Source organism: Paenibacillus camerounensis (assembly GCF_000723885.1).
Lineage (GTDB): Bacteria > Bacillota > Bacilli > Paenibacillales > Paenibacillaceae > Paenibacillus_AQ > Paenibacillus_AQ camerounensis.
Map to the genome: position 1 here is coordinate 1 of NZ_CCDG010000037.1, position 23983 is coordinate 23983.

A 23983-nucleotide genomic window follows, 5' to 3' on the forward strand; every position below is an offset into this window, starting at 1 on the left:
ACAGCGGCCAGGAGCAGCTGCTGGCGGGCAGCACGCAGCTGACGGGGGCGCAGCAGCAGCTGTATGACGGCGCTGCTGCACTGAGCAGCGGCGGAACGCAGCTGGTCACCGGCCTGAGCACATTCGGCGACAAGCTGAATGCTGCGACCTCCGGCAGCAGCAAGCTGGCTGCCGGGGCTTCGGCCCTGAAGCAGGGTGCTTCGCAGCTGGCTGAAGGGCTGACGAAGCTGTCCGGAGGCGTCGACGGCCTGTCAGAGGGCGCCGGCAAGCTGACGGACGGCGCCGGTGAGCTGCAGGACGGCTCCGGCAAGCTGGCCAGCGGCAGCGGGGAGCTGGCGCAGAAGCTGAATGATGCTGCTGCTGATACAGCAAGCGTCAATTCCGGCGATGATACGGTAAGCATGTTCGCTGAGCCGGTCAAGCTGGTCGAGAACACTGACCGTAAGCTGGATCATTACGGGCTGGGCATCGCCCCGTATTTCTTATCGCTTGCGCTCTTTATGGGAGCTCTGGTGTTCACAACGGTATTCTCCCTGCGGGAATCCAGTGTACCGGATGCATCCCCGATGGGCCGGTTCGCCAGCCGTACGCTAATGTTCATGCTGGTCAGTGTACTGCAGTCAGTGCTTGCCGATGCAGTCCTCCTGTACGGCTTGAAGCTGGAGGTGCAGAGCGTACCGCTGTTCTATCTGTTCACGCTGATCGTCAGCTTCACCTTCACGATGATTGTCCAGGCGCTCGTAACCTGGCTGGATAATCCGGGCCGCTTCCTGGCGATCGTGCTGATGATCTTCCAGCTGACCTCCAGCGCCGGAACCTTCCCGCTGGAGCTGCTTCCGCAGTGGATGCAGAAGGTTAACCCCTGGCTGCCGATGACCCACAGCATCGTGGGCTACAAAGCGATCATCGCCAGCGGTGACTACGGATTGATGCGTGAGCAGATTGTCTATCTGCTTAGCTATGCCGCCGTGTTCCTCGGCCTGACGTTCTTCTACTTCCTGCGCCAGAGCGGCAAACGGACGAAAACCTCCGTTCAGGAGCTGACAGTTTAAATGAAATGAAAAACTCCCGCACGCCTGCTAAGGCGGTGCGGGAGTTTTGTTGTGAGGAGCGGCGGATGGCTGCGGGCAGCGCAGCTGTGGGGGAGGGGGACGGCTAATCCAGCATGTACTCCCTGTATTTGTTCTTTCGTGGATTCAGGACAAACCAAATGCCGCTGGCATAACCGGATACGGCATTGAAATTGCGCTTCAGCGTAGACTTGCCGGTCAGATAAGTAAGCGTCCAGAGGAGGGCGGCGTAATTTTTGACCGGTGCTTTGCGCAGATTAAGCAGATAGTAATGATTCACCGCCGTGGCCCGGGCTACCCGTCCGGCTTTATCCCGGGAACTCGGCGACTCATGATGGGTAATCTTCATCTCAGGGTTGATGACAAGCTTGCCGTATCTGCTGGCCAGGTGGCACATGTAGATGTCGTCAGCCACGGCATAGCTGGTCATCCATGGATAAGGCTTCATGTCCTTGAGTGCCTCACGCTTGAATGACATGTTGCAGCCGTGGAAGAAGTCGGTCTCAAAAATATTCTCCGTCTCCCCCCAGAGCAGCAGTGAGCCTGCAAGGGTGCTTGCTGACAGTCTGCCCGGTGAAGCTGACATCTGGCAGGTCAGTCTGCCGAGCAGCTTCCCGGATGCACTGCTGGACAGACCCTTGGCGATGCCGCCGACGCCGGCAATAGAGGGATCGGATGTATAGGTGTCGAGCATCCGGCGGATATAGAGCGGGTCGTCCAGCTCGGCATCATCATCGAAGCTCAGCACGATCTCACCGTCAATCAGCCCGAGTGCTTCATAGCGGGAGAGCCAGACGCCGGGCTTGGTTTTGCGGTAATAATGCAGCTCGGCGTTAGGCATCTGGGCCAGCACCTTACGGAAATGCGCCAGGACACTGTCCTCAATCTCGCCGTCATCGACAATCAGCAGCTCTATTGAGACATCCTCCAGCTCGGTTTGCCTGCCGATGGATTCAATGCACAGCGTAAGATCGCTGATCCGGTTGCGCGTGGGAATGACTATGGATACATCATGCATGCTGCCTGCTCCTTCCGGGACGCCCTGAGCCGTCCGTTTGACTTGGATTAAGAATGCTTCCGGATAAAATCTTGTTAACCCAAGTGTACCCTCACCCCCGGGAGGCCGTATATACCACTTTTGTGTACTTTTTTGCTGCAGGATTGCACCAGAATGACGTTTTTTGCCTGCTGATTACGCTGTGTTAAATTTAGTTGGATAATCACTGCTTAATTCCTCTGTACTAATCCGCAGGAAGATATTATATAGATTGAACTTGAAACCTTAAAGTAAGGGAGAAGTGGCGGAAGGAATTTTGGAACTGTAGGAGCGGAGCGTCCGCCTTTATGTTTGGATTTCTACCGCGTTCAGCGGTTTAAATTAGGAAATCCAAACATAACAGCGGCCGGAAGTCCAAATATTCCTGGAGCCACGGCCGACCCCGAAATAAAAAGTTATCAATTCAATCTATATATTAGGAAAAACGCCGCTTAAACGTATTGAATGTACCCTCAAAGCCGCTAATGTACCGAATTAGCTGTTTTTTCTATTCAGCTGAATTTGTGCTTGTTCCTCCATGTGCAGAGTCAAATAATGCGTTTGTAATTTTCGGTTTATAACTATATAATAGTAAGTGACATATTATTTGTTAATGAAGCCTGGAGAAGTGCGCGGTTGTTCCGGTACGAACAGGCACCATTAAATAGCTTTATCAACAATTAGGAGGTACTCACAATGAGAATAGATGTATGGTCTGATTATGCCTGCCCGTTCTGCTACATCGGCAAAAGACGGCTGGAACACGCGCTGAGCCAGTTCCCGGACCGCGATAAGGTGGAGGTTGTATTCCGCAGCTTCCAGCTCGACCCGACAGCCCGGACGGATGAAAGCAGAGATATTCATGAAATGCTGGCCTCCAAGTATGGAATGACCCGTGATAAGGCTGTAGCGATGAACGAACAGCTTGCAGAGCAGGCACAGGGCGTCGGCTTGCAGTTTAACTTTGATACACTGGTGCCAACCAATACTTTTGACGGACACCGCCTGAGCCATTACGCTGCCACCAAAGGCAAAGACAAGGAGCTGACTGAACGTCTGCTGCAAGCGTACTTCACCGACTCGGTGAACATCGGCAAGCATGATGTCCTGGCTTCGCTGGCTGCCGAAACGGGCCTTGATGCGGAAGAGGTATCCGCCGTCCTGAACAGCGATGCTTATTCGGCTGAGGTGAATCAGGATATTGACGCAGCCCGCCAGCTGAATGTGACCGGTGTACCGTTCTTTGTCTTCAATAATAAATATGCCGTATCCGGTGCACAGCCCGGCCCGGTATTTACAGAGGTGCTTGGCACCGTCTGGGCGGAAGAGCAGAGCAAGCCTGCATTACAGGTTGTCGGCCAGCCCAAGTCCCAGACGCCGGAAGGCGAAGGCTGCGATGACGGCTCCTGCAGCATCTGATTGATTGCTGAACCGCAGCGGATTAAAGAGTCCGCTGCAGATGGCTAAATCGACCGGAGAATGCCGGATTTAATTGGGAAACTGTTCCAGCCGCCCCCCGGCTAACAGACAGCAGGGACGTTATTATGCCTCTACTTAGTAACTATGGATTCTAACGGACTCAGATGACGCTATTGGCTTCCTTAATCTGAATTTATGGTATTTTCGGCAAATTGGTTAGAATTACCGGCGTAGTTATTCCCTGCGCTGTGCAGCTTACACAACAAAACGCCAGACCTCGCAAATGGAGATCTGGCGTTTTTGCGATAGATTCACATGATATGTGACGATGATTCCTGTAAGCCTGCAGATTACAGCATTAAACCGCAGCAAATATCGCAGCAGCGCCCCGTCCGCTATCTGAACGAAGTCACGAAGCTGGCGAACAGCGTCCGCACATCGTAATGGTACTGGCGGATCGGTTCCACAGGACGGCCCATGCCGAGAAGGGTGTAGACAGCGGTCCGCGCTGCACGTACAGAGTACTCCTCCGTGAACACAACGTCGTCCGGAATTTCACAGAACTGGCTGATAAATGCCAGATTGGTTGAGCCGGCCGGAACTACCTGCGGCCGGTCAGTGCCAAGCCGCGGCATGAACTGGGATGTAATGTACGGCATCATGCACGGGATACAGTTGGCTGTCGCCATGATCTCGTCCCGGTGCGCCTCAAAATGCAGATGGCCGATCAGCTCCTGCATAATCTCTTCCCCGGTACAGTCGCACATTCTTTTGTTGACGAAATCACCGACCTTGTCCGGGTAGAGCCCGTAGCCCCAGAATACCTTGACATGCTCCGGCTGATTGCGGAAATGCGGCTGGAAGGCCAGCACCACCGACATGAACCAGCTGGAATCCTTGAAGGTGACAAGCGCGCCTGTGCCGGCCCGGTTGCGGGTGAACTGCTCCATCAGGTCAAAGAAGACGGAATCCTGAAAGGTGACGGTGAACGATTCCCATTTTGATTCATCCACACAATCAGCGAAAGGAGACGGATTGCCAAGCCCCGGCTTTTTGGCGGCGATGTTCTCCCACAGCTTCCAGGAGCTGCCTTTGCCGTTCAGTTCAGGGGCAGCAGTCATGGAGCCGAGGCTTGAGCCCTCGGTCATGGAGCCGTTCGTGACGATGACGAGGTCATCTTCTTTTACCTCAATGACATCCGCAACGCCCTCGCGCAGCACGTTCATCTGAGTAACTGTAATGCCGTCGCCGTCCTTGAACTGCAGGTCGGTTACGGTACATTTTAATGAAAAGTCCACGCCAAGCGGCTCCAGATACTTTTGCAGCGGCAGAATAATGGAATCATACTGGTTATAAGGAGTGCGCGTTACTCCCTCCAGTGTCTGAATCCGCGGAAACTCATGCATGAAGCGGAGCATGTACCGTTTGAACTCAACTGCACTGTGCCAAGGCTGGAAAGCGAAGGTAGTCGCCCACATATACCAGAAATTTGTCTCAAAAAAATGCGGTCCGAACCAGTCATTAATCCGTGCCTTGCCCATCGCTTCCTCGGGAGTAATGATCAGCTTGCCCATCGCCAGCCGGTCGGCCATATCGAAGCCCATCGACAGCACATCCTGAACCTGGCCGCTACGGTCGATCAGCCGTGCATTGGAATGTGTGGGATTTGCAGTATCGAAGGCGATGATCTCCTCGCGCACCGATTGTCCCGGATGGTCGATAGAGGGGATGGTGCTCAGCAGCTCCCACAGATTTTCATATACTTCATCGTTAAGCATCCGCCCGCCGCGGATCACATAACCCTGATCCACATCGCCTATACCGTCATTGCTGCCGCCGAGAATGTGCATTTCTTCAATAATATGAATATCTGATCCCGCAAAATTACAGTCCCTGACGAGATAAGCTGCTCCCGCAAGGGATGCAATGCCGCCGCCTACAAAATAAACCTGCCGGTTACCATACTCTTTTGTCACAAAAGTCGCCTCCATAGGGTTGTTTGATGTGCTGTTCACTTGCTGCACCTAATGTAATCCAAGAGCGGAGCAGAGAGTATAATCAAAACACCCGGAGTGTCCAGATTTTGGTCATTTGGCATAAAGTGTCTAGTGATTTGACAACAATACCGAAAAAGGAACATTAATGTATCCCCCGAATAGTTAAGAGAGCCATATAGGCGCAAATTTGCTTGACAGACTGGAGCTGGATGCGATGATCAAGGGTTTTGGCGGAATATTCTGGAGAACAGGCAACCTGGAGGCAACAAAAAAATGGTACAGTGAAGTGCTGCAGCTGGATATCGGCGAGTGGAACGGGACGGTGATCAGACCACAGGCGGGAAATGAGACGGCCTTTTCCTTTTTTACCGGGGATGACGGGTATTTTCCGTTGGGGCAGCAGGTGATGCTGAACTTTGAAGTAGACAGTCTGAACGAAATGATGGGGCATCTTGAACACCTCGGTATCCCCCTTGCAAGGGAACGGCAGACCGGTGAATACGGGACATTTATCTGGATCGAGGACCCTGACGGCAGGCTGGTTGAGTTATGGGAGAAATAACGGGTATATACAAAAAAAGCTGCGTACCGGGAGGTTACGTCAGCTTTTTCTCGTATTTATGCAGCGCTTTGGTGAAATTGCCCTCAATCATCACGCTGAGCTGTTCAATCATATGCTTCGGCTGGTCCTTCATGCCGCTGCGCATCCATTGAATAATAAGTCCTGTGAAGGCCAGTGTGTAGAAATTGGCGATAAACGCCTTGTCCTCACAGCTGACGTCCATCCCGGCTGACAGCTCCTGAAGCACGCCCATAACAAGATCGCTGGTCACCTCATACAAGTAGGTATCCAGATGCGTTCTGCCGAGGGAATCCAGTGTATTGCAGCAGAAGGCTTTGTTATTTTCAATATAGCAAAAGATTCTGTAAAAGCCGTCCGTCCATGTGCTGTAGCTGCGGTACCGGGCAATGCCCTCAACTGCCTCTGTCCGGTATATCCAGCCGAGCAGCTCAAAAATATCCTGAAAATGATAATAAAAGGTCTGGCGGTTCAAGCCGCAGTCCTCCACAAGATGCCTGACGGTGATTTTGTTCAGCGGAGTGTGCTCCATCAGCTGCTTGAGGGAATTGGCCAGTGCTTTTTTGGTCAGAAAGGAAGTAGACATAAGGGTCACCTCATTTTGAAGTCCTTTGAAATAGAAGCATGTGTAGCTGCCGGGTACGTCACGTTCTAAAGCCCGCCTTAGGCCTGACGCCTGCGCCTAACCAGGAAATAGATTCCTTCTGCCGCCAGTCCCAGCGCGAAACCGCCCATTGTAAACAATACGAAAGTTAGAAAGCCCGCCAGATCCTCCCAGCCCGACATATCCCTGTACGAGTAGCTGAACATCAGAACAAGTCCGGTAATCAGCCCCGCCGTGGACAGGTACCAGACCAGCCGTCCGCCGAGCCAGCCGAGCAGATTGAACAGGCCGGACACCACCAGTGCAAGCAGTCCGAACCGCAGGGCGATCATTATGTCAAAAGGCTCAGCAAGCACAACAAAGCGGTAGAGAAGCATCACTGCCCAGAACAGGAGGCCGTAGACGGCCATCCAGCGGAACCAGATGTTGTTTTTGGCGGTTGGCAGAAATCTCATAGCCGGTTCACCCCGTGTAGTCAGATTAAATACTCTCCAGCTCTTCCGCACTCTGCAGCAGATGGGTCAGCAGGCTCGGGATATCCTCCATCTGCTCCTCGGTGATCTGCCGCTTGAACGTAAGCTGAATACAGTTGTTGTAGGTCTGTTCCTCTTGGGCATAGCGGAAGCTTAGAGATTGCTCAGGCTTCAGCTCAGGCCCCCAGATACCAGTCAGAACGCGTTCAATTGCCGGGCACTGGAGCGCTGTGTCGGTAATTTCCATATAAAAGCGGAGCAGCAGGCTGCAGCCGGGATCACTGTCCGGCGTTTCCATGATTTCATCGCTGAGCTCCTTCACAGAGGAGCGGAGGACGACCTCTGAGGTCACCTTCATTCCGTCCGTAAGCTTAAAGGCAAGCGTGAATTCCCTGGACATTACGGCCAGATTGAGCAGGTCGGTGCGGCCTGAAATCGTCAGGATACCGTCGAGATTATCGTAGTCGTACAGCTGATTTTCAAAGGCAATCTTGATGTTGTCAAAAACAGTAGGGTGGAACAAGAAAGCACCTTCTTACCTTTTTTTCTTTTTATTGTATCATGACGCAAAAGAGAGCGGAAATGTTCCGGCATCGGGCTTTCTTTAGAATGTCTGCAATACGGAAATGAAGGGATGATCGCCGGGCAGGCTGTGCTGTGCCGGGCCCGGTAGGCTAAGGGTAAAGGGGTGTCCAGGCGGTATTATTGTCCGAGCACCCCTTTTGCAGCTGGTGCGCTTCATGCGGGGCTGCCCCGAACTGGATAACTCAGGTCGCACACCGACATAGCTGCACTTTATACACTTATTTCGACGTATTATCGGGAAAATGAGAGAATAACTGTAGTTTGTGTATCTATATTCGCCAATTAAGCGATATTTACAGGAAAAACGCAAAAATAACTGCACAAAGTGCAGTTATTTTGGACAATCACCAGTAATCAGGCAGGATAGCTGCACAAAGTGCAACTATCTGCTTTGTTACTCGGGAGGCGGTGCAGATTCCGGTCAAATCATACTCAGATTGCGGTCAAACCATGCTCAGCCCCGGCCAATTTCATGCTCAGCATGCTCAGCCCCGGCCAATTTATGCTCTGCTTTCAGCTCATTCATTCTCTGCCCCGGTCATCTGCCGTCGTATTCTTTCTTAATTCGCCGGTGCCGGCGCGGTGTACTTCAGGAAAGTCTTTGGAATCGGGCTCTCGAAGGTCAGGAGATCACCGGTTGTCGGGTGAACGAAGGAGAGCACACGGGCATGCAGGCCGAGCCGGCCGACTGCCTTGGTCTCGGCACCGTATTTTTTGTCTCCGGCGATCGGGTGGCCGATGTCGGCCATATGGACGCGGATCTGGTTTTTGCGTCCGGTCTCCAGCCGCACTTCAAGCAGGGAGAAGTGGCGGTTCGCCTGGATCAGCTTATAGTGGGTCACAGCATGCTGGCCGTCGCCCTCATGCGGACTGGAGTACATTTTGAGTGTGGAGGTTTCCTTCAGCCAGGAGCTGATTGTGCCTTCGGCTTTTTTGACGGCTCCTTCCACAAGCGCCACGTATGAGCGTTCCTTGACGGTGTCCTTCCAGTTGATCTGCAGCTTCTGCTGCACGGCCTCGCTTTTGGCGAACATCATCACACCTGAGGTGTCACGGTCCAGCCGGTGTACTACAAAGATACGGTTACGCGGATTGCCGAGGCGCACATGCTCCATCAGCTGGCGGTATGCGGTTTGTTCATTCTCGTCGCCGGTGGCAATCGACAGCAGTCCGGCATCCTTCTGGATGACAATCAGATCATCATCCTCATGGACGATAGTCAGTCCGGCCATTTCCTTGGCCTGGACCTGCTTTTCAAGATCGAGGGCTACGGTCTGGCCCGGCTGCAGCAGATAGTTATGCTTTGTAACGGCCTTGCCGTCCACGGATATCTGCCCGCGGGACAGCAGCGATTTAACAGAATTGCGCCCGCGCCCGCTGAGCTTGTCCAGCAGGAACGGCAGGAGCTCGGACGGCTCGGATACGGTATAGCTTTTGACCTGAGGCGCAGCCTTTGCTCTGGCTGCCGGACCAGGCTTGTTGCCCGGTTTATTGGAACGGGTTCTTGCACCCGGTTTTGGCTGTGACTGTGCCTGGGAGGAGGCACCTGGTTTGGCATTCCGTCTGGCTGCTTCCTTGGGATTTCTTCTTGTGTTCATGGCCACATTCTCCGTCCTGTAATAGAGTACTCTTCAATATACCACGGGTGCTGAAGAAATACTATGGAGCCGCCGCGAAAGCCAAGCCTTGCAACCGGCACCGCCGCGCCCTGTGTTACAGATGAATCAGCAGTCCGGCGGGTATGAACCCGGCTGCACCTGTACAGGCCCGGCCCGTTACAGCTGCATATTTGGAATCGCTCGCCCGGCTGCTGGTCCGGCGGATATTCCGGTCAACCGCCAGCAGCACCAGAGGGTCCGCTCCTTTGGATTGGCAGTATGGAGGGGTTCCTTCTGGCTGGGCAATGCAGGCATAAGGCACTGAATAAAGAACAGGCAGCAGTACGAAGGGGGGCTTAAATTGTCCTTTCTGCGGTTGCTCAATGCCCCGTTGCCCGGTAAACTAAAGAGAGGATAAAAAGCAGATTGAATAACGGGGATTCTCAGAAACTTTTAGGAGTTATGATCGCGATGAATATACAAGCACCTACTATGGAACAGGCGCAGGCTGAACTGCAGAAATATTACGGCTATCCCGATTTCCGGGAAGGCCAGAAAAGAATCGTACAGCATCTGCTCGAAGGCGGCGATACGCTGGGTATCATGCCGACCGGCGGAGGCAAATCAATCTGTTATCAGGTTCCGGCGCTTTTGATGCCGGGCCTGACACTGGTAATCTCGCCGCTGATCTCGCTGATGAAGGATCAGGTGGATGCCCTGACCACGGCCGGTATTTCGGCCGCTTACATTAACAGCACCCTGAGCGGAAAGGAAGTGAACGAGCGGATCCGCGCCGCACGCCGAGGCGAGCTGAAGCTGCTCTACGTGGCGCCCGAGCGGCTGGAGCTGGACTGGTTCCGCCTGGAGATGGCGGGCCTTTCCATCTCCTGCGTGGCTGTAGACGAAGCCCACTGTGTATCGCAGTGGGGACATGACTTCCGAACCAGCTACCTGGCAGTAGCGCCGTTTGTCGAGGAACTGCCACAGCGGCCGATTCTCGCTGCCTTTACGGCGACGGCGACACCGGAGGTAATGGAGGACATGGTCCGGCTGCTGCGCCTGCGCCAGCCGGGCGTGTTCATGACCGGGCTGGGCCGGGACAATCTGGCGATGTCAGTGCTGCGCGGCGAGAACAAGCGCGAATTTGTGCTCGACTATGCTGCAAGCCATTCACACCAGCCGGGCATTGTGTATGCTGCGACCCGCAAAGAGGTCGATGATCTTCACCAGCGGCTGCAGGCTTCGGGAATTGCCGCAGGCCGCTATCATGCCGGAATGAGCGACCAGGAGCGGGCGGACAGCCAGGAAGGCTTCCTCTATGACGACATCCGGGTTATGGTTGCGACCAATGCGTTCGGAATGGGGATCGACAAATCCAACGTGCGCTATGTTATTCACTACAACATGCCGAAGAATATGGAGGCTTATGTCCAGGAGGCCGGGCGCGCCGGCCGGGACGGGGAGCCGAGTGAGTGTATCCTGCTGTTCAGCGCGCAGGATATAATGACCCAGAAATTCCTGATCGAGCAGAACCCGCAGGATGCTGAGCGCAAGGCCAATGAATACCGCAAGCTGCAGCAGATGATCGACTACTGCTATACGACCCGCTGCCTGCGCAGCGCGCAGCTTGCCTATTTCGGCGAAGATGATGAGGACAACCTGTGCGGAATCTGCAGCAACTGCACGGATGAACGCGAACTGGTCAATATGACCGTGGACGCGCAGAAGATCTTCTCCTGCATCCACCGCATGCGTGAGCGCTTCGGGGTGGCGCTGGTGGCGTCGGTGCTGAAGGGCTCCCGCAACCAGAAGGTGCTGCAGTACGGCTTCGAGCAGCTGCCGACGCATGGTGCGATGTCGAGCCGCACGGAGAAGGAAATTACCGAGAGCATCAATGTGATGATCTCGGAGGGGTATCTGGCCCTCTCAGAGGGCCAGTATCCTGTAGTGCGGCTGCAGCCGGCGGCTGCCGAGGTGCTGCGCGGCCAGCGCCAGGTGCAGCAGCGGGTGGCGCGGCCGCTGGTTACCGGCGGAGCGGGCTCCGGTCGGAGCCGCAGCCGGGGCTACGATCATTCACCGTCCGCCGTCAACGAGACGGTGTTTGAGCAGCTGCGCCTGATCCGCCGCGATCTGGCGGGGCGCGAGCATGTGCCGTCCTATATTATTTTTAATGATGCGACCCTGCGCGAGATGAGTGTGGTTTGTCCGCAGACGGAAGCGGAGATGCTGAGAGTGAAGGGCGTCGGGGAAGTGAAGTACCGGAAATACGGCAAGCCGTTCCTGGAGTTTTTTCAAAATGATATGTAAAGAAGGTTATAAGGCATGAGAATCGTCCTGGCCACATTAAACGCCAAGTACATCCACACCTCGCTGGCTATCCGTCTCCTTAAGGCGTACAGTGAGCATGAATTCCCGGATATTGTGCTGGCGGAATACACCATCAAAGATCCTGCGATGAATATCGTGTCAGACTTATTCCAGAAGAAGCCCGATGTGATCGGCTTTTCCTGTTATATATGGAACATCGAGGAGACGATCAAGCTGGTCGGTATCCTTAAGCAGGTGCTGCCGGAAGTTAAGATTATTCTGGGCGGGCCGGAAGTATCCTATGAGCCGCTCTACTGGATGAAGCGGGAGGCGGGCGTTGATTTTGTCGTTAACGGTGACGGGGAGGAGACCTTTCACCATCTGCTGCAGGAGCTGCGGGATGAGCGCAAATTCCATTTTGTCTATGGGGCAGCCTACCGTAAGGGCGAAGAGCTGATCGTCAACCCTCCGCGTCCCAAAAGCGATCTCAACACACTGCCGACACCGCACCGGTTCGCCGATGATCTGCCGGATCTAAGCAAGCGGATTGTTTATTTTGAGACCAGCCGGGGCTGTCCGTTCAATTGCCAGTTCTGCTTATCGAGTATCGAGGTCGGTGTACGCTATTACGATATTGAGCGGGTGAAGTCGGATCTGCTCTATCTGATCAATAACGGGGCGAAGGTCATTAAATTTCTGGACCGTACGTTCAACATCAACCGCAGCTATGCGATGGAAATGTTCCAGTTCCTAATTGACAACCATCAGGGCTGTGTGTTCCAGTTCGAGATTACAGCCGACATTATGCGGCCGGAGGTGCTGGATTTTCTGTCCGAGAATGCGCCGCCGGGTATCTTCCGCTTTGAAATCGGCGTGCAGTCGACCAACGATGAGACGAATGAGCTGGTCAAGCGCCGCCAGAATTTCACCAAGCTGTCCCGTACCGTGATGAAGATCAAAGCCAGCGGCAACATCGACCAGCATCTGGATCTGATCGCCGGGCTGCCGCAGGAGGATTATGCGACCTTCCGCAAGACCTTCAACGACGTGTTCGTGATGGAGCCGGAGGAGCTTCAGCTGGGCTTCCTCAAAATGCTGCGCGGCACCGGGCTGCGCTCCCAGGCGGCCAAATACGATTACACCTACATGGAGCATGCGCCATACGAGATTCTCAGCTCCCACGTCATGTCCTTCTCCGATATTATCTCGCTGAAGCGGCTGGAGGATGTACTGGAGAAATACTGGAACAGCCACCGGCTGGATCATACGGTCAAGTATCTGATCCGCCATGTTTTTGAGTCACCGTTTGATTTCTTCCAGGAGTTCGGTGATTACTGGGAGGAGCGGGGCTGGCAGAAGATCGGCCATCAGCTGGAGGATCTGTTCACCCGGCTGCATGCGTTCCTGACGGACAGGGACACCCCGCAGGTGGAGATTATTACAGGGCTGATGAAGCTGGATTATTTCCTGGGGCACAAGTACAAGCCGCGCAAAATCTGGTGGGACAACGCACTGGAGAAGCCGGATTGGGCGCGCCACATGAAAGAAATCGCCGCTCATCCGGAGCGTGTCTCCGCAGCACTTGCAGATGCCGGCTACAGCGAGCGTGAGCTGCAGAAATTCCTGGTGCTCGAGGTGCTGCCGTTCCGGCTTGCACCTGTGCTGGATTCGATCAGCGGGCTGCGGGCGGATACGGTGCAGGAGCAGGAAGCCCTGCTTGTTGCCGGAGGAGAAGACACAGGCAATACAGCAGGTGCTGATGCAGAGCAGAAGGCGCAATATGCGGCATCCGCAGCAGTAGCGGTAGCTGCGCCGCAGACAGAAGGCAGTACCCTGCTGATTGTGCTGTATCAGCAGGATGAGAGCCAGCGTGCGCAGTATTATGCTTTGCCTTTGAGTTAAATGCAGGGAGAGATGCTGAAGTGGCTGACGGATTCCAGGATTCACGGCAGGGGGATGAAACGGGCTTTCAAGGGCGGCTGTATCATGAACGTCTGACCGGCGTATTCCGGGAGAGCCCGCTGCTGATGGAGGTTTTCCGCAAGGCGCAATATCTGGATCCGCTACCTTATTATGTTGGGGCTGGCAGCCTTGTCCAGACCGTATGGAATCAGCTGACCGGCCGCCCGGCAGAGTACGGCATCAGCGATATTGATCTGGTTTATTTTTACCCGGATGACCTTAGCTTTGAGGCGGAAGGGGAGCGGATTGCTGAGGGGATGGAGCGCTTTAACGGGATCTCCGTTCCAGTGGATATTAAGAATCAGGCCCGTGTCCATCTGTGGTATCCGGAAAAGTTCGGTGTGCGGATCAGACCTTATTCCAGCTTAGAAGCAGCCATTGACAGCTGGCCGACAACAGCAACCTCACTTGGAGCCAGACTTGAGCCGGCCGGAGATTGGAATGTTTACGCTCCCTTTGGTCTGGAGGATCTATTCAGCCTGACAGTAAGGCCGAATAAGACACTGATCAGTGAGGCTGTATACCGCGGCAAGGCAGAGAAATGGCAGGCGAAATGGCCGGAGCTGCAGATTATCCCTTGGGAATATTAACGGGCCGACAGCATATTTTCATACACATTGTTCCGCGTAACTAAAGCAATAGAAAGCCCTCTTGTTCTGTAACAAGAGGGCCGTCTGCTGGAAAGAGTAATGCAGCCAGCACTAATTATAAAAAGCCGTTCCTTCAGCCAAACAGCGGCACAGGAACGGCTTCTTTGTGTTATATCACTTTAAATACACTTCAGTTCGCAGCCGGCTGCAGCAGAAGGGACTCTGCCGGAAGATGGCGGACCAGCCAGTCGAGGATATCGGCGGTGACCTCCTCGTGATTCACCTCATTCAGCATTTCATGACGTCCCTCCGGATACAGGCGGCATTCCACATCAGTCAGGCCCTGTTCCTCGTAGAGTGAGGCCAGGCGCAGCACGCCCTGACCGTTCATGCCTACCGGATCATTGGCACCGGAGAACAGATAGACCGGCTTATCCTTGCAAAGGCTCTGCAAAGTCTCACGGCAATGGATATCCCGCAGCAGCCGGAAGAAATCCCGGAAGAAGCGGGTCGTGCAGATCGCTCCGCAGAACGGATCGGCGATGAAGCGGTCGACCTCCTGCGGGTCACTGCTCAGCCAGTCAAAGGCCGTGCGGATAGGAGAGAACGAGCGGTTGTAGGCGCCGAATACGATACCGTTCAGCAGCACGCTGCGGTGGCGTTCGCCTTGAAGCCTTAGCTGCAGCGCCGCCAGCGATTCTCCGGCCCGCAGCATATTGCGGGGACCGTTGCTGCCGCTTAATATATAACCGGCATAGATATCACTGCCCTCCTCGCACATCAGCTTCTGGCCGAGAAAGGAGCCCATGCTGTGAGCCAGCAGGAAGACAGGCAAGCCTTCATGCCGGGAACGTGCGATATTCGCAAGCTGCACCAGATCGCGCCGCATCCAGTAGAAGCCGTTGTCACCGGTGTCACCAAGCAGGTTGACCTTTCCGGCCGTTTTGCCGTGACCGCGGTGGTCATTAGCGTAGACGGCATATCCGGCAGCAGTCAATGCTGAGGCAAAACGTGTATAACGGGCAGCGGTCTCACACATGCCGTGGGCGATCTGCACTACACCTCTGACCGGAGCCTCCGGTTCAGGCAGCCACACGTAGACATGAATGTTTACGCCTAAGGGATCGGTCATCGTAAAGCTGTTTTCCCTCATTGTATGTCCTCCTGAAAGTTTTGTAAGCGACTCTACTGTGAGATTACTCCGTACAAAACTGCTTCGAAAGCATATGCCTGGTTTTGTAGAAAATTCTTCGTGGAGACAACATCAACAAAACTCACTTCGGAAGCATACGCTTGTTTTGTAAGCGACTCTACTGTGAGATTACTCCGTACAAAACTGCTTCGAAAGCATATGCCTGGTTTTGTAGAGAATTCTTCGTGGAGACAACATCAACAAAACTCACTCCGAAAGCATATGCTTATTTTGTAAGCGACTCTACTGTGAGATTACTCCGTACAAAACTGCTTCGAAAGTGTACTCGAAAGCATACACCTGGTTTCCTCGCTCCTACAGCATATTCCTATGGCAAATAAGAGCGAAGCACAGTGGAATGTCCTTCAATACCATATGCGCCAAGCGTAGACGGCAGCAGGTAGCATTCGCCTGCGGCATACGGCTGGGAGCCGCCCTCCCAGGTCAGATGGCCGCTGCCTTCGCAGATGACCAGAATAGTGAAGCTGTCCGGGGTTGTAGAAAGATTCCATTCCCCGTTGACAATCCCTTTTTCGACGATGAAATAAGGGGAGGAGGCGATTCGCAGCCATTCGCCGGGAACAGCGCTGTCTGTCTTCATGGAAGTGGCGCCGGCGCCTTCATAAGCAGTAACGTTCAGTGAGTCCTCAACATGCAGCTCGCGCGGCTTGCCGTCAAGGCCCGGGCGGTCATAATCATATATGCGGTATGTAGTATCTGAATTCTGCTGAATCTCCGCTACAACGACACCGGCGCAAAGAGCATGCACGGTTCCGGCCGGAATGTAGAAGGCATCGCCTGCGGCAACGGTTATTTCCTGCATAGTATCCATCACCGTACCGTTCTCCAGCGCAGCCTGCAGGCTTTCGCGGGTAACGTTTTCCTTCAGGCCGTAGATAATTTTGGCACCGGGCTTAGCGTCAAGTACATACCACATTTCTGTTTTGCCCAGTTCGCCCTTCGGCAATCCCTCATAATCATCTGTCGGGTGTACCTGTACAGACAGATTGTCATTGCAGTCAAGCAGCTTGATCAGCAGCGGGAAACGGGTGCCTTCTCCGGTAATGCCCTTGCTGCCGAACCAATCCCGGCCGAATTGCTCACGGATCTGATCCAGGCCTTGTCCGGCCAGCTCACCGTTAATAACCGAGGATACGCCGTTCGGATGGTCAGCGATCATCCAGCCTTCTCCGATATGGCCTTCCGGCAGATCTAGACCAAACTTCTCCAGGGCACGGCCGCCCCACACGCGTTCTTTGAACTCTGGCTGAAACTTAAGCGGATATGGTTTTGTCATTACAGTATCTTCCTCTCCAATTGGGTTTAACCTGTTTCTATTATCTGCGCGTTGATTCGAAAAACTCGAGCTTTTCACCGTCCGGACCGTCAAAAAAGAAATAACGGCTGCCGTTTGCAAGCTTACTGATATCCGTCAGCCCGGGAAGCTGCAGCGCGGCTATCCGGCTGTGTTCAGCCTCGATTCCGGTGACGGTGAAAGCGACGTGGCTGACCTTTCCTTCATCGGGCAGCCCGGTCCATACGCGTTGGATCAGCTCAATCTCTACGCTGGTCTGTCCGGGGAAGCTCAGGAAAGCGAGGCGCAGGCTGTCGCCCGGTTCACCGATCGTGTTCTGCAGGGTAAGGCCGATTACTTGCTGATAGAAGGCGAGAGACTGCTCAAGCTGTGCTACTTTAATGCCGATGTGCTCGATCTTGCTAACTGCCATCCTGGGATTCAGCTCCTTTTTTCTTCTCAACTGCAATAACGTAAGGGGCGCTGCCCCGCTGCAGCTGGCGGTAAATAATGCTCTGCGCAAGCCGCTGCGGCAAGCCCGCAGCCCAGGCTTCCACGGCGGCGGCTTCGCGGTCGCCGCCGTCGTGGCCGGGGTAGAGCACGGCTGTAACAATGCCGCCCGGACGCAGCAGCGTCAGGGCGGCATCCAGCGCAGCCAGCGTGCTCCCGGTCTCGGTGATGATGGTCTTGTCGGCATCGCCTGACGGCAGATAGCCGAGGTTGAACATCACCGCCGAGACCCTGCCGTGCCACTGCGGCGGCACGGCCTCAACCATTGCTGCATGGCTGCGCGCAAGCAGCGTTACGGGAGCAAGCGCAGCAGGCGCTTCCTCCCGGGCCAGCCGCAGGCGCTCTTCCGCAAGCGTAAGCGCCGCAGGCTGGATGTCGAACCCGTACACCCCGCCGCGTGCGCCCGCGCACTTGGCGAGGAACAGCGTATCCGCACCGGTTCCCACGGTGGCGTCAACGGCGAGTCCGCCGGAAGCCAGGCGCTCCGCGGTTACCTTATGGGCAAAGCTGAGAACGGACAGGAAGCCCATCAGGCCTTCCTCCAGTACTTACCCTGCCAGCTGCCGCGTGCAACGAGCTCGGCATCAATTGCATTCAGCACTTCCCATTTCTTCAGGCTCCAGAGCGGCCCGATCAGGGCTTCACGCGGTGCATCCCCCGTAAGGCGGTGGACAATCATCTCCGGCGGAAGGAGCTCCAGAGAGTCAACGATCAGCTTGACGTATTCGTCCTGCTCCATGAATCGCAGCAGGCCGGCTTCGTACTGCTTGACCATCGGTGTCTTGCGCATGAGATGCAGCAGGTGAATCTTGATGCCCTGCACATCCATGGCAGCCACAGCCGACACAGTCTCCAGCATCATTTCATGAGTCTCCTGCGGCAGGCCGTGAATAATATGGGTGCAGACCCGGATGCCGTGGGCGCGCAGCTTGGCGACAGCATCGATATAGCACTGGGAATCATGGGCACGGTTGATCAGGTCCGAGGTGGAGTTATGAATCGTCTGCAGACCCATTTCAATCCACAGGTAGGTCCGCTGGTTAAGCTCCGCCAGATATTCAATAACATCATCCGGCAGGCAGTCCGGCCGTGTGGCTATGGATAGGCCGACCACGCCCGGCTGCTGCAGAATGATCTCATAATATTCCCTAAGCTCCTCTACCGGGGCATATGTATTGGTGTAGGCCTGGAAATAACCGATATACTTGGCGTTCGGCCATTTCAGATGCTGGCGGTCACGCACCTTGTTGAACTGGGTGACCAGATCGTCGCGGCGGCTGCCGGCGAAATCACCGGAGCCTCTGGCGCTGCAGAAGGTGCAGCCTCCCTTGGCGATTGAGCCGTCACGGTTCGGACAGGTAAAGCCGGCGTCAAGCATGACCTTGAACACCTTCGTATCCATCGTTTCGCGCATTTCGTAGTTCCAGGTATGGAACCGCTTATCTCCCCACATCAGCGGAGAGGAGGTCTGTAAAAGACTCACGGTGAAGCTCCTTTCCTAAATATAAGAACGTTTATTTTGAGAGCCTGGCATCAGCAGCCGGGCCGGCATAATCCTTATATTTGTATCGAACAGGCATACGGTCTGTTTCAAGAAGTGCAGCCATTTCTTTAAACATCAGATAGTGTAAGTCTAAGGATTTTACACAGGTCTGATATTCCTCGCAGAAACGGTTGCCGACTTCCCTGAAGGACCGCGAAGCCATTTCTACTTGCTAACTCGTCTATTGTATCAAAATTCAGCGTCAAGCGTAATATTGGCACCCGGAAAAAAGGTGAAAAATAGGCAGGGAAAACCCGCTATTTTCCTTGTAAATGCTTACACTATATGTTATATTTGAATTGTAAAAAAAACGTTTGCAGCAACTTAAAAACTCTATTCCTGAATTCATACTTTCGTGTCGTCCCGCCCATACTAAACCTAAGAGGTGATCACGATGAATTCTCAAACGGCTTATGCCGAAGGTAAAGGTTCGATTGATGTACAGCTAACTCCCGATGAGGCCCTGGCGCTTACCGGCGTTGAATTTAACGGAAATCATAAGATCAAGACCGAAGCACAGCGCAAGATCAGAAACGCTTTTGAAAAGAAATTTGATTTTGATTCGCCGGCAAGGTAGACTATGAACTGTTGAAAAATGGACCCCAATTCCAAATACAACAAGTAGAAACGGCATTTGTCGGCCTTTTATGGGCGATATCCGTTTCTGCGAGAAAGAGAAGGATTTTTTATTGCGCAAAGCATATAAATTCTTATCTTTCAAAAAAGGAATTCTCCAGCGGCCGCTTCCTGCCCTCCGGAGAATTCCTTTTTGCTGTTTTTAGAGTAAATCCCTTTACTTTTGCGGACAAGTTCGGCACAATGTTTCAAGTAGCAGTAAAGAGCAGTGTATAAGAGAACAAGCGGAGGAATACTATGCGTTTACGCGGAAGAAAAGGAATACGTGAAAGCCTGGAGGAACAGACAGACCTGGTGGTTCTCGATCCACGGAGCCTTAAGGGGCGATGGTCAGAGGTGTTCGGCAATAATAACCCGATCCATGTTGAATTCGGAATGGGCAAAGGGCAGTTTATCAGCCAGATGAGCTTTAAATATCCCGGTATTAATTTTATCGGCGTTGATATGTACGATGAGCTGATCCGCCGTGCGGCGGAGAAGGCAAGACTGGTATGGGAGCCGGCAGGACATGAGACCCCGCCCAACCTGAAGGTGGCCCTGGCGAATATCGACTATGCGGAGGAAGTGTTTGCACCGGGGGAGCTGGAGCGCATCTATCTCAACTTCAGTGATCCGTGGCCTAAAAGCAAGCATGCCCGCCGCCGTCTGACCCATCCGCGCTTCCTCGACAAATACCGCGGACTGCTCAGCCCGCTGGGTGAAATTCATCTGAAGACGGATTCGCGCAGCCTGTTTGAATTCTCGCTGAATGCCTTTGCCGATTTCGGTCTGCAGATGAAGAATATTTCATTGGATCTGCATACAGATGGGATTATTAACGAAGAGCATGTAATGACAGAATATGAGACTAAATTTTATAACCGCGGTGTGAATATTCACCGCTGCGAGGCGATTGTCGGAGCAGAGGCTCTGGCGCGCTATCAGGCTGGCCGCCTGGACAAATACCGGCTGTAGCAGATGTGTGTCTGCGGCAGCAAAGATAAAAACGGCAGTCACGGGAATTCCCGCGGCTGCCGTTTTTATCATATTCCCCTTGTTCTTGTCTACCTCAATCCAGCATATCAATAATGCTCTGGGCACTTTGCAGCGGGTTGAATCTGGCTATATCCTCCAGATGGCTCTTCCGCTTAGCCTGTACATCATCATAATGGTAGAGCAGCCGCTCCATCCATTTGTCAACTACTTCAAGAGAGGAAATCGGCTCCCCGAGGCCTGCTGAGGTGAAATAACGGACATTCTCCTCTTCCTGTCCAGGCAGCGGGTTATGAAAAAGCATCGGAATCCCCTTGGCCAGGCCTTCGCTGCAGGTCATTCCGCCGGGCTTCGTCACAAGCAGGTCCGAGACCTCCATCAGCCTGTCTATGTTACGGGTGAAGCCGAGCAGTGAAATGTTCGGATGCCGGTAAGCAGGGTCAGCCCTCATTTCTTCCAGCAGCTTCTCGTTTCTGCCGAGGCAAAAGACAATCTGTACTTTCTCCCGCCAGCCGGCCAGTGCCTCGTTAATCACCTGATCGTTCATCATGCCCCAGCCGCCGCCCATGACCAGCACAGTTGGCAGATCCTGCAGGCTGAACTGCTCAAGAATCTCCTGCCTGCCGGGATGCTCCCAGAAGCTCGGATGAACCGGCATGCCGGTCACCCGGATTTTGGCGGCAGGAACGCCGCGCCGGCGCAGCTTCGATTTCACCTCCGGGGTGGAGACAAAATACCGGTCTACCTCCGGGCTGATCCAGCTGGCATGGGCATCGTAATCGGTGATGACTGTAACCAGAGGAGCCTTGAAGCCGGGGTCCAGACGCTTAAGCCGCGATATTACGGCACCCGGAATGAAATGGGTGCAGACAATAATATCAGGCTTTAGCTGCCGCACAATATTTTGTGTATGCGTATAAAATAAGCGGTGCAGGGCAAGCGTGGTAAGACGGTTAAATGATTTCTGGTGACGGTAGACGTATCCCATCAGCCTTGGCTGGGAGGTTACCGTTTTGCGGTAGGCTGAGACAATCAGCGGAGCCATTTTGGGATTAAGAAAGTTACCCAGCTCCAGCACCTTGGTTTGAATATTAGGCGACAAGCTGCGCAGGCTGCTGGACAAAGCGTAGGCTGCCTGCGTATGTCCTGCACCAAAACCTTCCGACAGCAACAATACTCTTTTTTTGCGCAATGTTTGATTCACCTGTTCCCTAAATGGTTTTCCCGGGTCCTTGCCTGCTGCCGGGACTTCAGATCCACAGGGCAATCGTGCCTGCTGCAACGCCGCTGCCGATTACTGCGCCAGCCATCACATCCGAAGGATAATGGAGCCCCAAATAAATCCGCGAGAAGCCGACAATGCACGCCAGCGGCAGCAGAACAACGGTAAGTGCAGGATAGGCTGCCATATAGGGAACCGTAGAGGCGAAGATAGCTGTAGTATGGCCTGATGGAAAAGAGTGATCCTTTAACGGATTGTGGAACGTATTGGTTCCCGGAAGCGCAAGATACGGCCGCATGCGCGGGTACAGCTTTTTGGCGACGGCTACAGGCAGATGGCTGACCGCCAGCGCCGTGAGAGCCTGAAGGCCTGTTGTTCTAAGCGGCTGGGGAGCAAAGGCCCAGATTAGCACATTAATGCCGATTGCGCTTGTAGCGCCGCCCAGATGGGTAAGATAGAAGAGCCAGAAGTTCAGAAAAGGGTTATGCAGGCGGCCGTTAATCCATTTGAAAAGACGGCGCTCCCAGAGATGTAGTTTCATGAATAAATGTCTCATATCTTGTCCCTCCGATAGTCCGGCTGAGGTTAGCTGGCGCTGTTGCCGCCAGTCCAAATTAATACCCCAAAGCTGTCTTTATCATACGTTTTATAGGTAGTCCATTTCAAGGAAAAGCTCTGGTTAAGCGCGGAATTTGTCAGTTTTGACTTAAGAACCCTGACACCGTACAATGATTCAAGCGGACCGGACGCGTTTAAAAGGTAACAGAGAAAATGAGGAAACCGTTACAGCGGGAATCCCTATACCATCCTTTAAACGTTATACAAATAAATGATAGCCAGGCCGCGGATAAGGGAACTTGCTTAACTATTGTAAGGGATGCAACAAAAGGGTCAGTAACATCGTTTAACCTGCCAGAGACAAATAATATTGGCAGACTAATGAAAAAGGGGGCATCAAAAGATCATGGCAGACGCACTGTTTGTTACGCTCCAAGTGATCTTGGCGGCAATTGCAGTCTATCAGTTCACGTTTTCGTTGTTCGGACTGCACCGTAAAAAGAAAAAGGAGCAGTTTGCACCGGAAAAGTCATTTGCAGTTCTGGTTGCAGCGCACAATGAGGAAGAGGTTGTGGGCGCACTGATGGAAAACCTGAAGCAGCTTAATTATCCCCAGGATCTGTACGATGTATTTGTCATTTGCGACAACTGCACGGACGGGACGGCAAAGATCGTGAGGGAGCATGGCATGAACGCCTGTGTCCGCACCAACAATAACCTGCGGGGCAAGGGCTATGCCATTGAATGGATGCTTAAGGAGCTATGGGCTATGCCGCGCCAATATGATGCTGTAGTCATGTTCGACGCTGACAATCTGGCCCATACGGAATTCCTGATGGAGATGAACAATGATCTTTGTTCCGGCGCCAAAGTCATTCAGGGTTATATTGATACGAAGAACCCTGAGGATTCCTGGATCACGGCCGCATACGGGGTATCGTATTGGTATATCAACCGCCTGTGGCAGCTGTCACGGCACAATCTGCTGATGGCTAACTTTCTGGGCGGAACCGGCATGTGCTTCGAGACTGCATTGCTTAAGGAAATGGGCTGGGGCGCTACCAGCCTGGTAGAGGATCTGGAATTTACCATGCGCAGCGCCTCCAAGGGCGTCTATCCGAAATTCAATTATGACGCCAAAGTATTCGATGAGAAGCCGCTTACCTTTAAGGCTTCCTCCAGACAGCGTTTGCGCTGGATGCAGGGCCACTTTACAGTAGCCCGCCGTTATTTCTTCCCGCTGCTGTGGCAGAGTATTAAGGAACGCAGCCTGACGAAGTTTGACCTGGCGCTGTACGGGGCTAATGTCTATATCGTTCTGCTTACGTTTCTGATGACCGCAGTGATGTGGATTGACACCTCGCTGTTTGACGGCCCGAACATTGCGAACATTTACGGACACCTGCCGATTTGGCTGAGCTACATTGCCATTGGTGCGAATATCCTGACGTTCCTTTTGGCAATGGCACTGGAAAAGGTGAAGTACAAGAAGGTATATCTGTACCTCCTGGTCTTCCCGATTTATCTGCTGTCCTGGTACCCGATCACGTTCTATGCATTCTTCACACAGAACAACAAGCAGTGGAGCCACACGAAGCATACGCGGGTTGTCCGGCTCGAGGAAGTACAGAGTAAGCAGGTTTAATATCAATGCAAGGCTGCATCCAGCCGGCTTCAATTTCTGACTTTTATAAGTGTTGACAAAGCTTTGTGCATTGGTGTATAGTATTCAAGTATGCAAAACATAGGGATTGCAAGCAGAAGCACCGGCTTCTCACCTGACTGGCAATATGTCAGCTGGTTTTGATCTCAATGCTTTATGAATGTTAGAATTC

Annotated in this window: 23 protein-coding genes; 9 read left to right on the forward strand and 14 right to left on the reverse strand. The window is 53.6% G+C overall.

The genetic code is table 11. From position 1 onward, the window contains the following. A partial coding sequence (locus BN3772_RS13785; RefSeq protein WP_042200098.1) for a YhgE/Pip family protein occupies nt 1-1052 on the forward strand: 1052 nt, incomplete at its 5' end. A 103-nt stretch (nt 1053-1155) separates the two neighbouring features. On the opposite strand, the gene BN3772_RS13790 is transcribed toward BN3772_RS13785, so the two are convergent. Next, nucleotides 1156-2088: a glycosyltransferase family 2 protein gene (locus BN3772_RS13790; protein WP_042200100.1), complete on the reverse strand. Its 933-nt coding sequence runs from the start codon at nt 2086-2088 to the stop codon at nt 1156-1158. A 714-nt stretch (nt 2089-2802) separates the two neighbouring features. On the opposite strand from BN3772_RS13790, the gene BN3772_RS13795 reads away from it, so the two are divergent. Then, nucleotides 2803-3525 (forward strand): DsbA family oxidoreductase, encoded by a 723-nt coding sequence (locus BN3772_RS13795; protein ID WP_042200102.1) that lies wholly within the window; start codon nt 2803-2805, stop codon nt 3523-3525. A gap of 395 nt (nt 3526-3920) precedes the next feature. Here the strand turns inward: BN3772_RS13795 and BN3772_RS13800 are convergent, their stop codons facing one another. Then, nucleotides 3921-5501 (reverse strand): oleate hydratase, encoded by a 1581-nt coding sequence (locus BN3772_RS13800; RefSeq protein WP_209443650.1) that lies wholly within the window; start codon nt 5499-5501, stop codon nt 3921-3923. Nucleotides 5502-5736: 235 nt separating this feature from the next. Here BN3772_RS13800 and BN3772_RS13805 point away from each other — a divergent pair, with 235 nt between their 5' ends. Next, nucleotides 5737-6084 (forward strand): VOC family protein, encoded by a 348-nt coding sequence (locus tag BN3772_RS13805; RefSeq protein ID WP_042200184.1) that lies wholly within the window; start codon nt 5737-5739, stop codon nt 6082-6084. Nucleotides 6085-6118: 34 nt separating this feature from the next. Here the strand turns inward: BN3772_RS13805 and dhaS are convergent, their stop codons facing one another. The 5 genes from dhaS to BN3772_RS31525 all read right to left on the reverse strand — a co-directional run bounded on the left by dhaS (nt 6119) and on the right by BN3772_RS31525 (nt 9612). After that, a complete protein-coding gene (gene dhaS, locus BN3772_RS13810; RefSeq protein WP_042200106.1) occupies nt 6119-6688 on the reverse strand; it encodes a dihydroxyacetone kinase transcriptional activator DhaS in 570 nt (189 codons plus the stop codon). Between the two features lie 77 nt (nt 6689-6765). Beyond that, the gene (locus tag BN3772_RS13815) at nt 6766-7161 is read right to left on the reverse strand and encodes a hypothetical protein (RefSeq protein ID WP_042200108.1); all 396 of its coding nucleotides are present in this window, start codon (nt 7159-7161) and stop codon (nt 6766-6768) included. A gap of 25 nt (nt 7162-7186) precedes the next feature. Next, nucleotides 7187-7702, reverse strand: a complete 516-nt coding sequence (locus tag BN3772_RS13820; protein ID WP_042200110.1) for a hypothetical protein — start codon at nt 7700-7702, stop codon at nt 7187-7189. 622 nt (nt 7703-8324) lie between these two features. Beyond that, entirely contained in the window at nt 8325-9362 is a 1038-nt protein-coding gene (locus BN3772_RS13825; protein WP_042200111.1) for an RluA family pseudouridine synthase, read from the reverse strand. A 115-nt stretch (nt 9363-9477) separates the two neighbouring features. Continuing rightward, nucleotides 9478-9612 carry a hypothetical protein gene (locus BN3772_RS31525; protein WP_280114388.1) on the reverse strand — a complete coding sequence of 45 codons (135 nt, stop codon included), beginning with the start codon at nt 9610-9612 and terminating at the stop codon, nt 9478-9480. Nucleotides 9613-9833: 221 nt separating this feature from the next. Here BN3772_RS31525 and recQ point away from each other — a divergent pair, with 221 nt between their 5' ends. From recQ to BN3772_RS13840, 3 genes are read left to right on the forward strand one after another with little or no spacing between them, the layout of a single operon-like run. Then, nucleotides 9834-11669 (forward strand): DNA helicase RecQ, encoded by a 1836-nt coding sequence (recQ, locus tag BN3772_RS13830; RefSeq protein ID WP_042200112.1) that lies wholly within the window; start codon nt 9834-9836, stop codon nt 11667-11669. Nucleotides 11670-11684: 15 nt separating this feature from the next. After that, nucleotides 11685-13571 (forward strand): B12-binding domain-containing radical SAM protein, encoded by a 1887-nt coding sequence (locus tag BN3772_RS13835; protein ID WP_042200114.1) that lies wholly within the window; start codon nt 11685-11687, stop codon nt 13569-13571. A gap of 20 nt (nt 13572-13591) precedes the next feature. Beyond that, nucleotides 13592-14221, forward strand: a complete 630-nt coding sequence (locus tag BN3772_RS13840; protein ID WP_244444744.1) for a nucleotidyltransferase family protein — start codon at nt 13592-13594, stop codon at nt 14219-14221. A 190-nt stretch (nt 14222-14411) separates the two neighbouring features. On the opposite strand, the gene BN3772_RS13845 is transcribed toward BN3772_RS13840, so the two are convergent. From BN3772_RS13845 to mnmL, 5 genes are all read right to left on the reverse strand, one after another. Continuing rightward, on the reverse strand, nt 14412-15374 hold the full coding sequence (locus BN3772_RS13845; protein ID WP_042200116.1) for an alpha/beta fold hydrolase: 963 nt from the start codon (nt 15372-15374) through the stop codon (nt 14412-14414). Nucleotides 15375-15741: 367 nt separating this feature from the next. Further along, complete coding sequence (locus tag BN3772_RS13850; RefSeq protein ID WP_042200118.1) at nt 15742-16710, reverse strand: type I phosphomannose isomerase catalytic subunit; 969 nt, start codon at nt 16708-16710, stop codon at nt 15742-15744. Nucleotides 16711-16750: 40 nt separating this feature from the next. Then, entirely contained in the window at nt 16751-17140 is a 390-nt protein-coding gene (locus tag BN3772_RS13855; protein ID WP_042200119.1) for a VOC family protein, read from the reverse strand. Next, on the reverse strand, nt 17130-17747 hold the full coding sequence (gene mnmM, locus BN3772_RS13860) for a tRNA 5-(aminomethyl)-2-thiouridylate-methyltransferase MnmM (protein WP_042200120.1): 618 nt from the start codon (nt 17745-17747) through the stop codon (nt 17130-17132). The genes BN3772_RS13855 and mnmM overlap by 11 nt, the downstream gene beginning before the upstream one ends. Then, entirely contained in the window at nt 17747-18670 is a 924-nt protein-coding gene (gene mnmL, locus BN3772_RS13865; RefSeq protein WP_042182244.1) for a tRNA modification radical SAM protein MnmL/YtqA, read from the reverse strand. Before mnmL ends, mnmM begins: the two co-directional genes overlap by 1 nt. 484 nt (nt 18671-19154) lie before the next feature. Here mnmL and BN3772_RS13875 point away from each other — a divergent pair, with 484 nt between their 5' ends. Together BN3772_RS13875 and trmB are read left to right on the forward strand one after the other, a co-directional pair. Next, nucleotides 19155-19337: a hypothetical protein gene (locus BN3772_RS13875; RefSeq protein ID WP_039870595.1), complete on the forward strand. Its 183-nt coding sequence runs from the start codon at nt 19155-19157 to the stop codon at nt 19335-19337. A gap of 296 nt (nt 19338-19633) precedes the next feature. Beyond that, nucleotides 19634-20350 (forward strand): tRNA (guanosine(46)-N7)-methyltransferase TrmB, encoded by a 717-nt coding sequence (gene trmB, locus BN3772_RS13880; protein ID WP_042200122.1) that lies wholly within the window; start codon nt 19634-19636, stop codon nt 20348-20350. A 94-nt stretch (nt 20351-20444) separates the two neighbouring features. Here trmB and BN3772_RS13885 read toward each other — a convergent pair whose 3' ends face one another. Then, nucleotides 20445-21560, reverse strand: a complete 1116-nt coding sequence (locus BN3772_RS13885; protein ID WP_042200124.1) for a UDP-N-acetylglucosamine--LPS N-acetylglucosamine transferase — start codon at nt 21558-21560, stop codon at nt 20445-20447. A 58-nt stretch (nt 21561-21618) separates the two neighbouring features. Continuing rightward, on the reverse strand, nt 21619-22146 hold the full coding sequence (locus BN3772_RS13890; protein ID WP_042173763.1) for a phosphatase PAP2 family protein: 528 nt from the start codon (nt 22144-22146) through the stop codon (nt 21619-21621). A gap of 408 nt (nt 22147-22554) precedes the next feature. Here BN3772_RS13890 and BN3772_RS13895 point away from each other — a divergent pair, with 408 nt between their 5' ends. Further along, nucleotides 22555-23793, forward strand: coding sequence for a glycosyltransferase family 2 protein (locus BN3772_RS13895; RefSeq protein ID WP_042200125.1), 1239 nt, complete (start codon nt 22555-22557; stop codon nt 23791-23793). Nucleotides 23794-23983 lie beyond the last annotated feature (190 nt).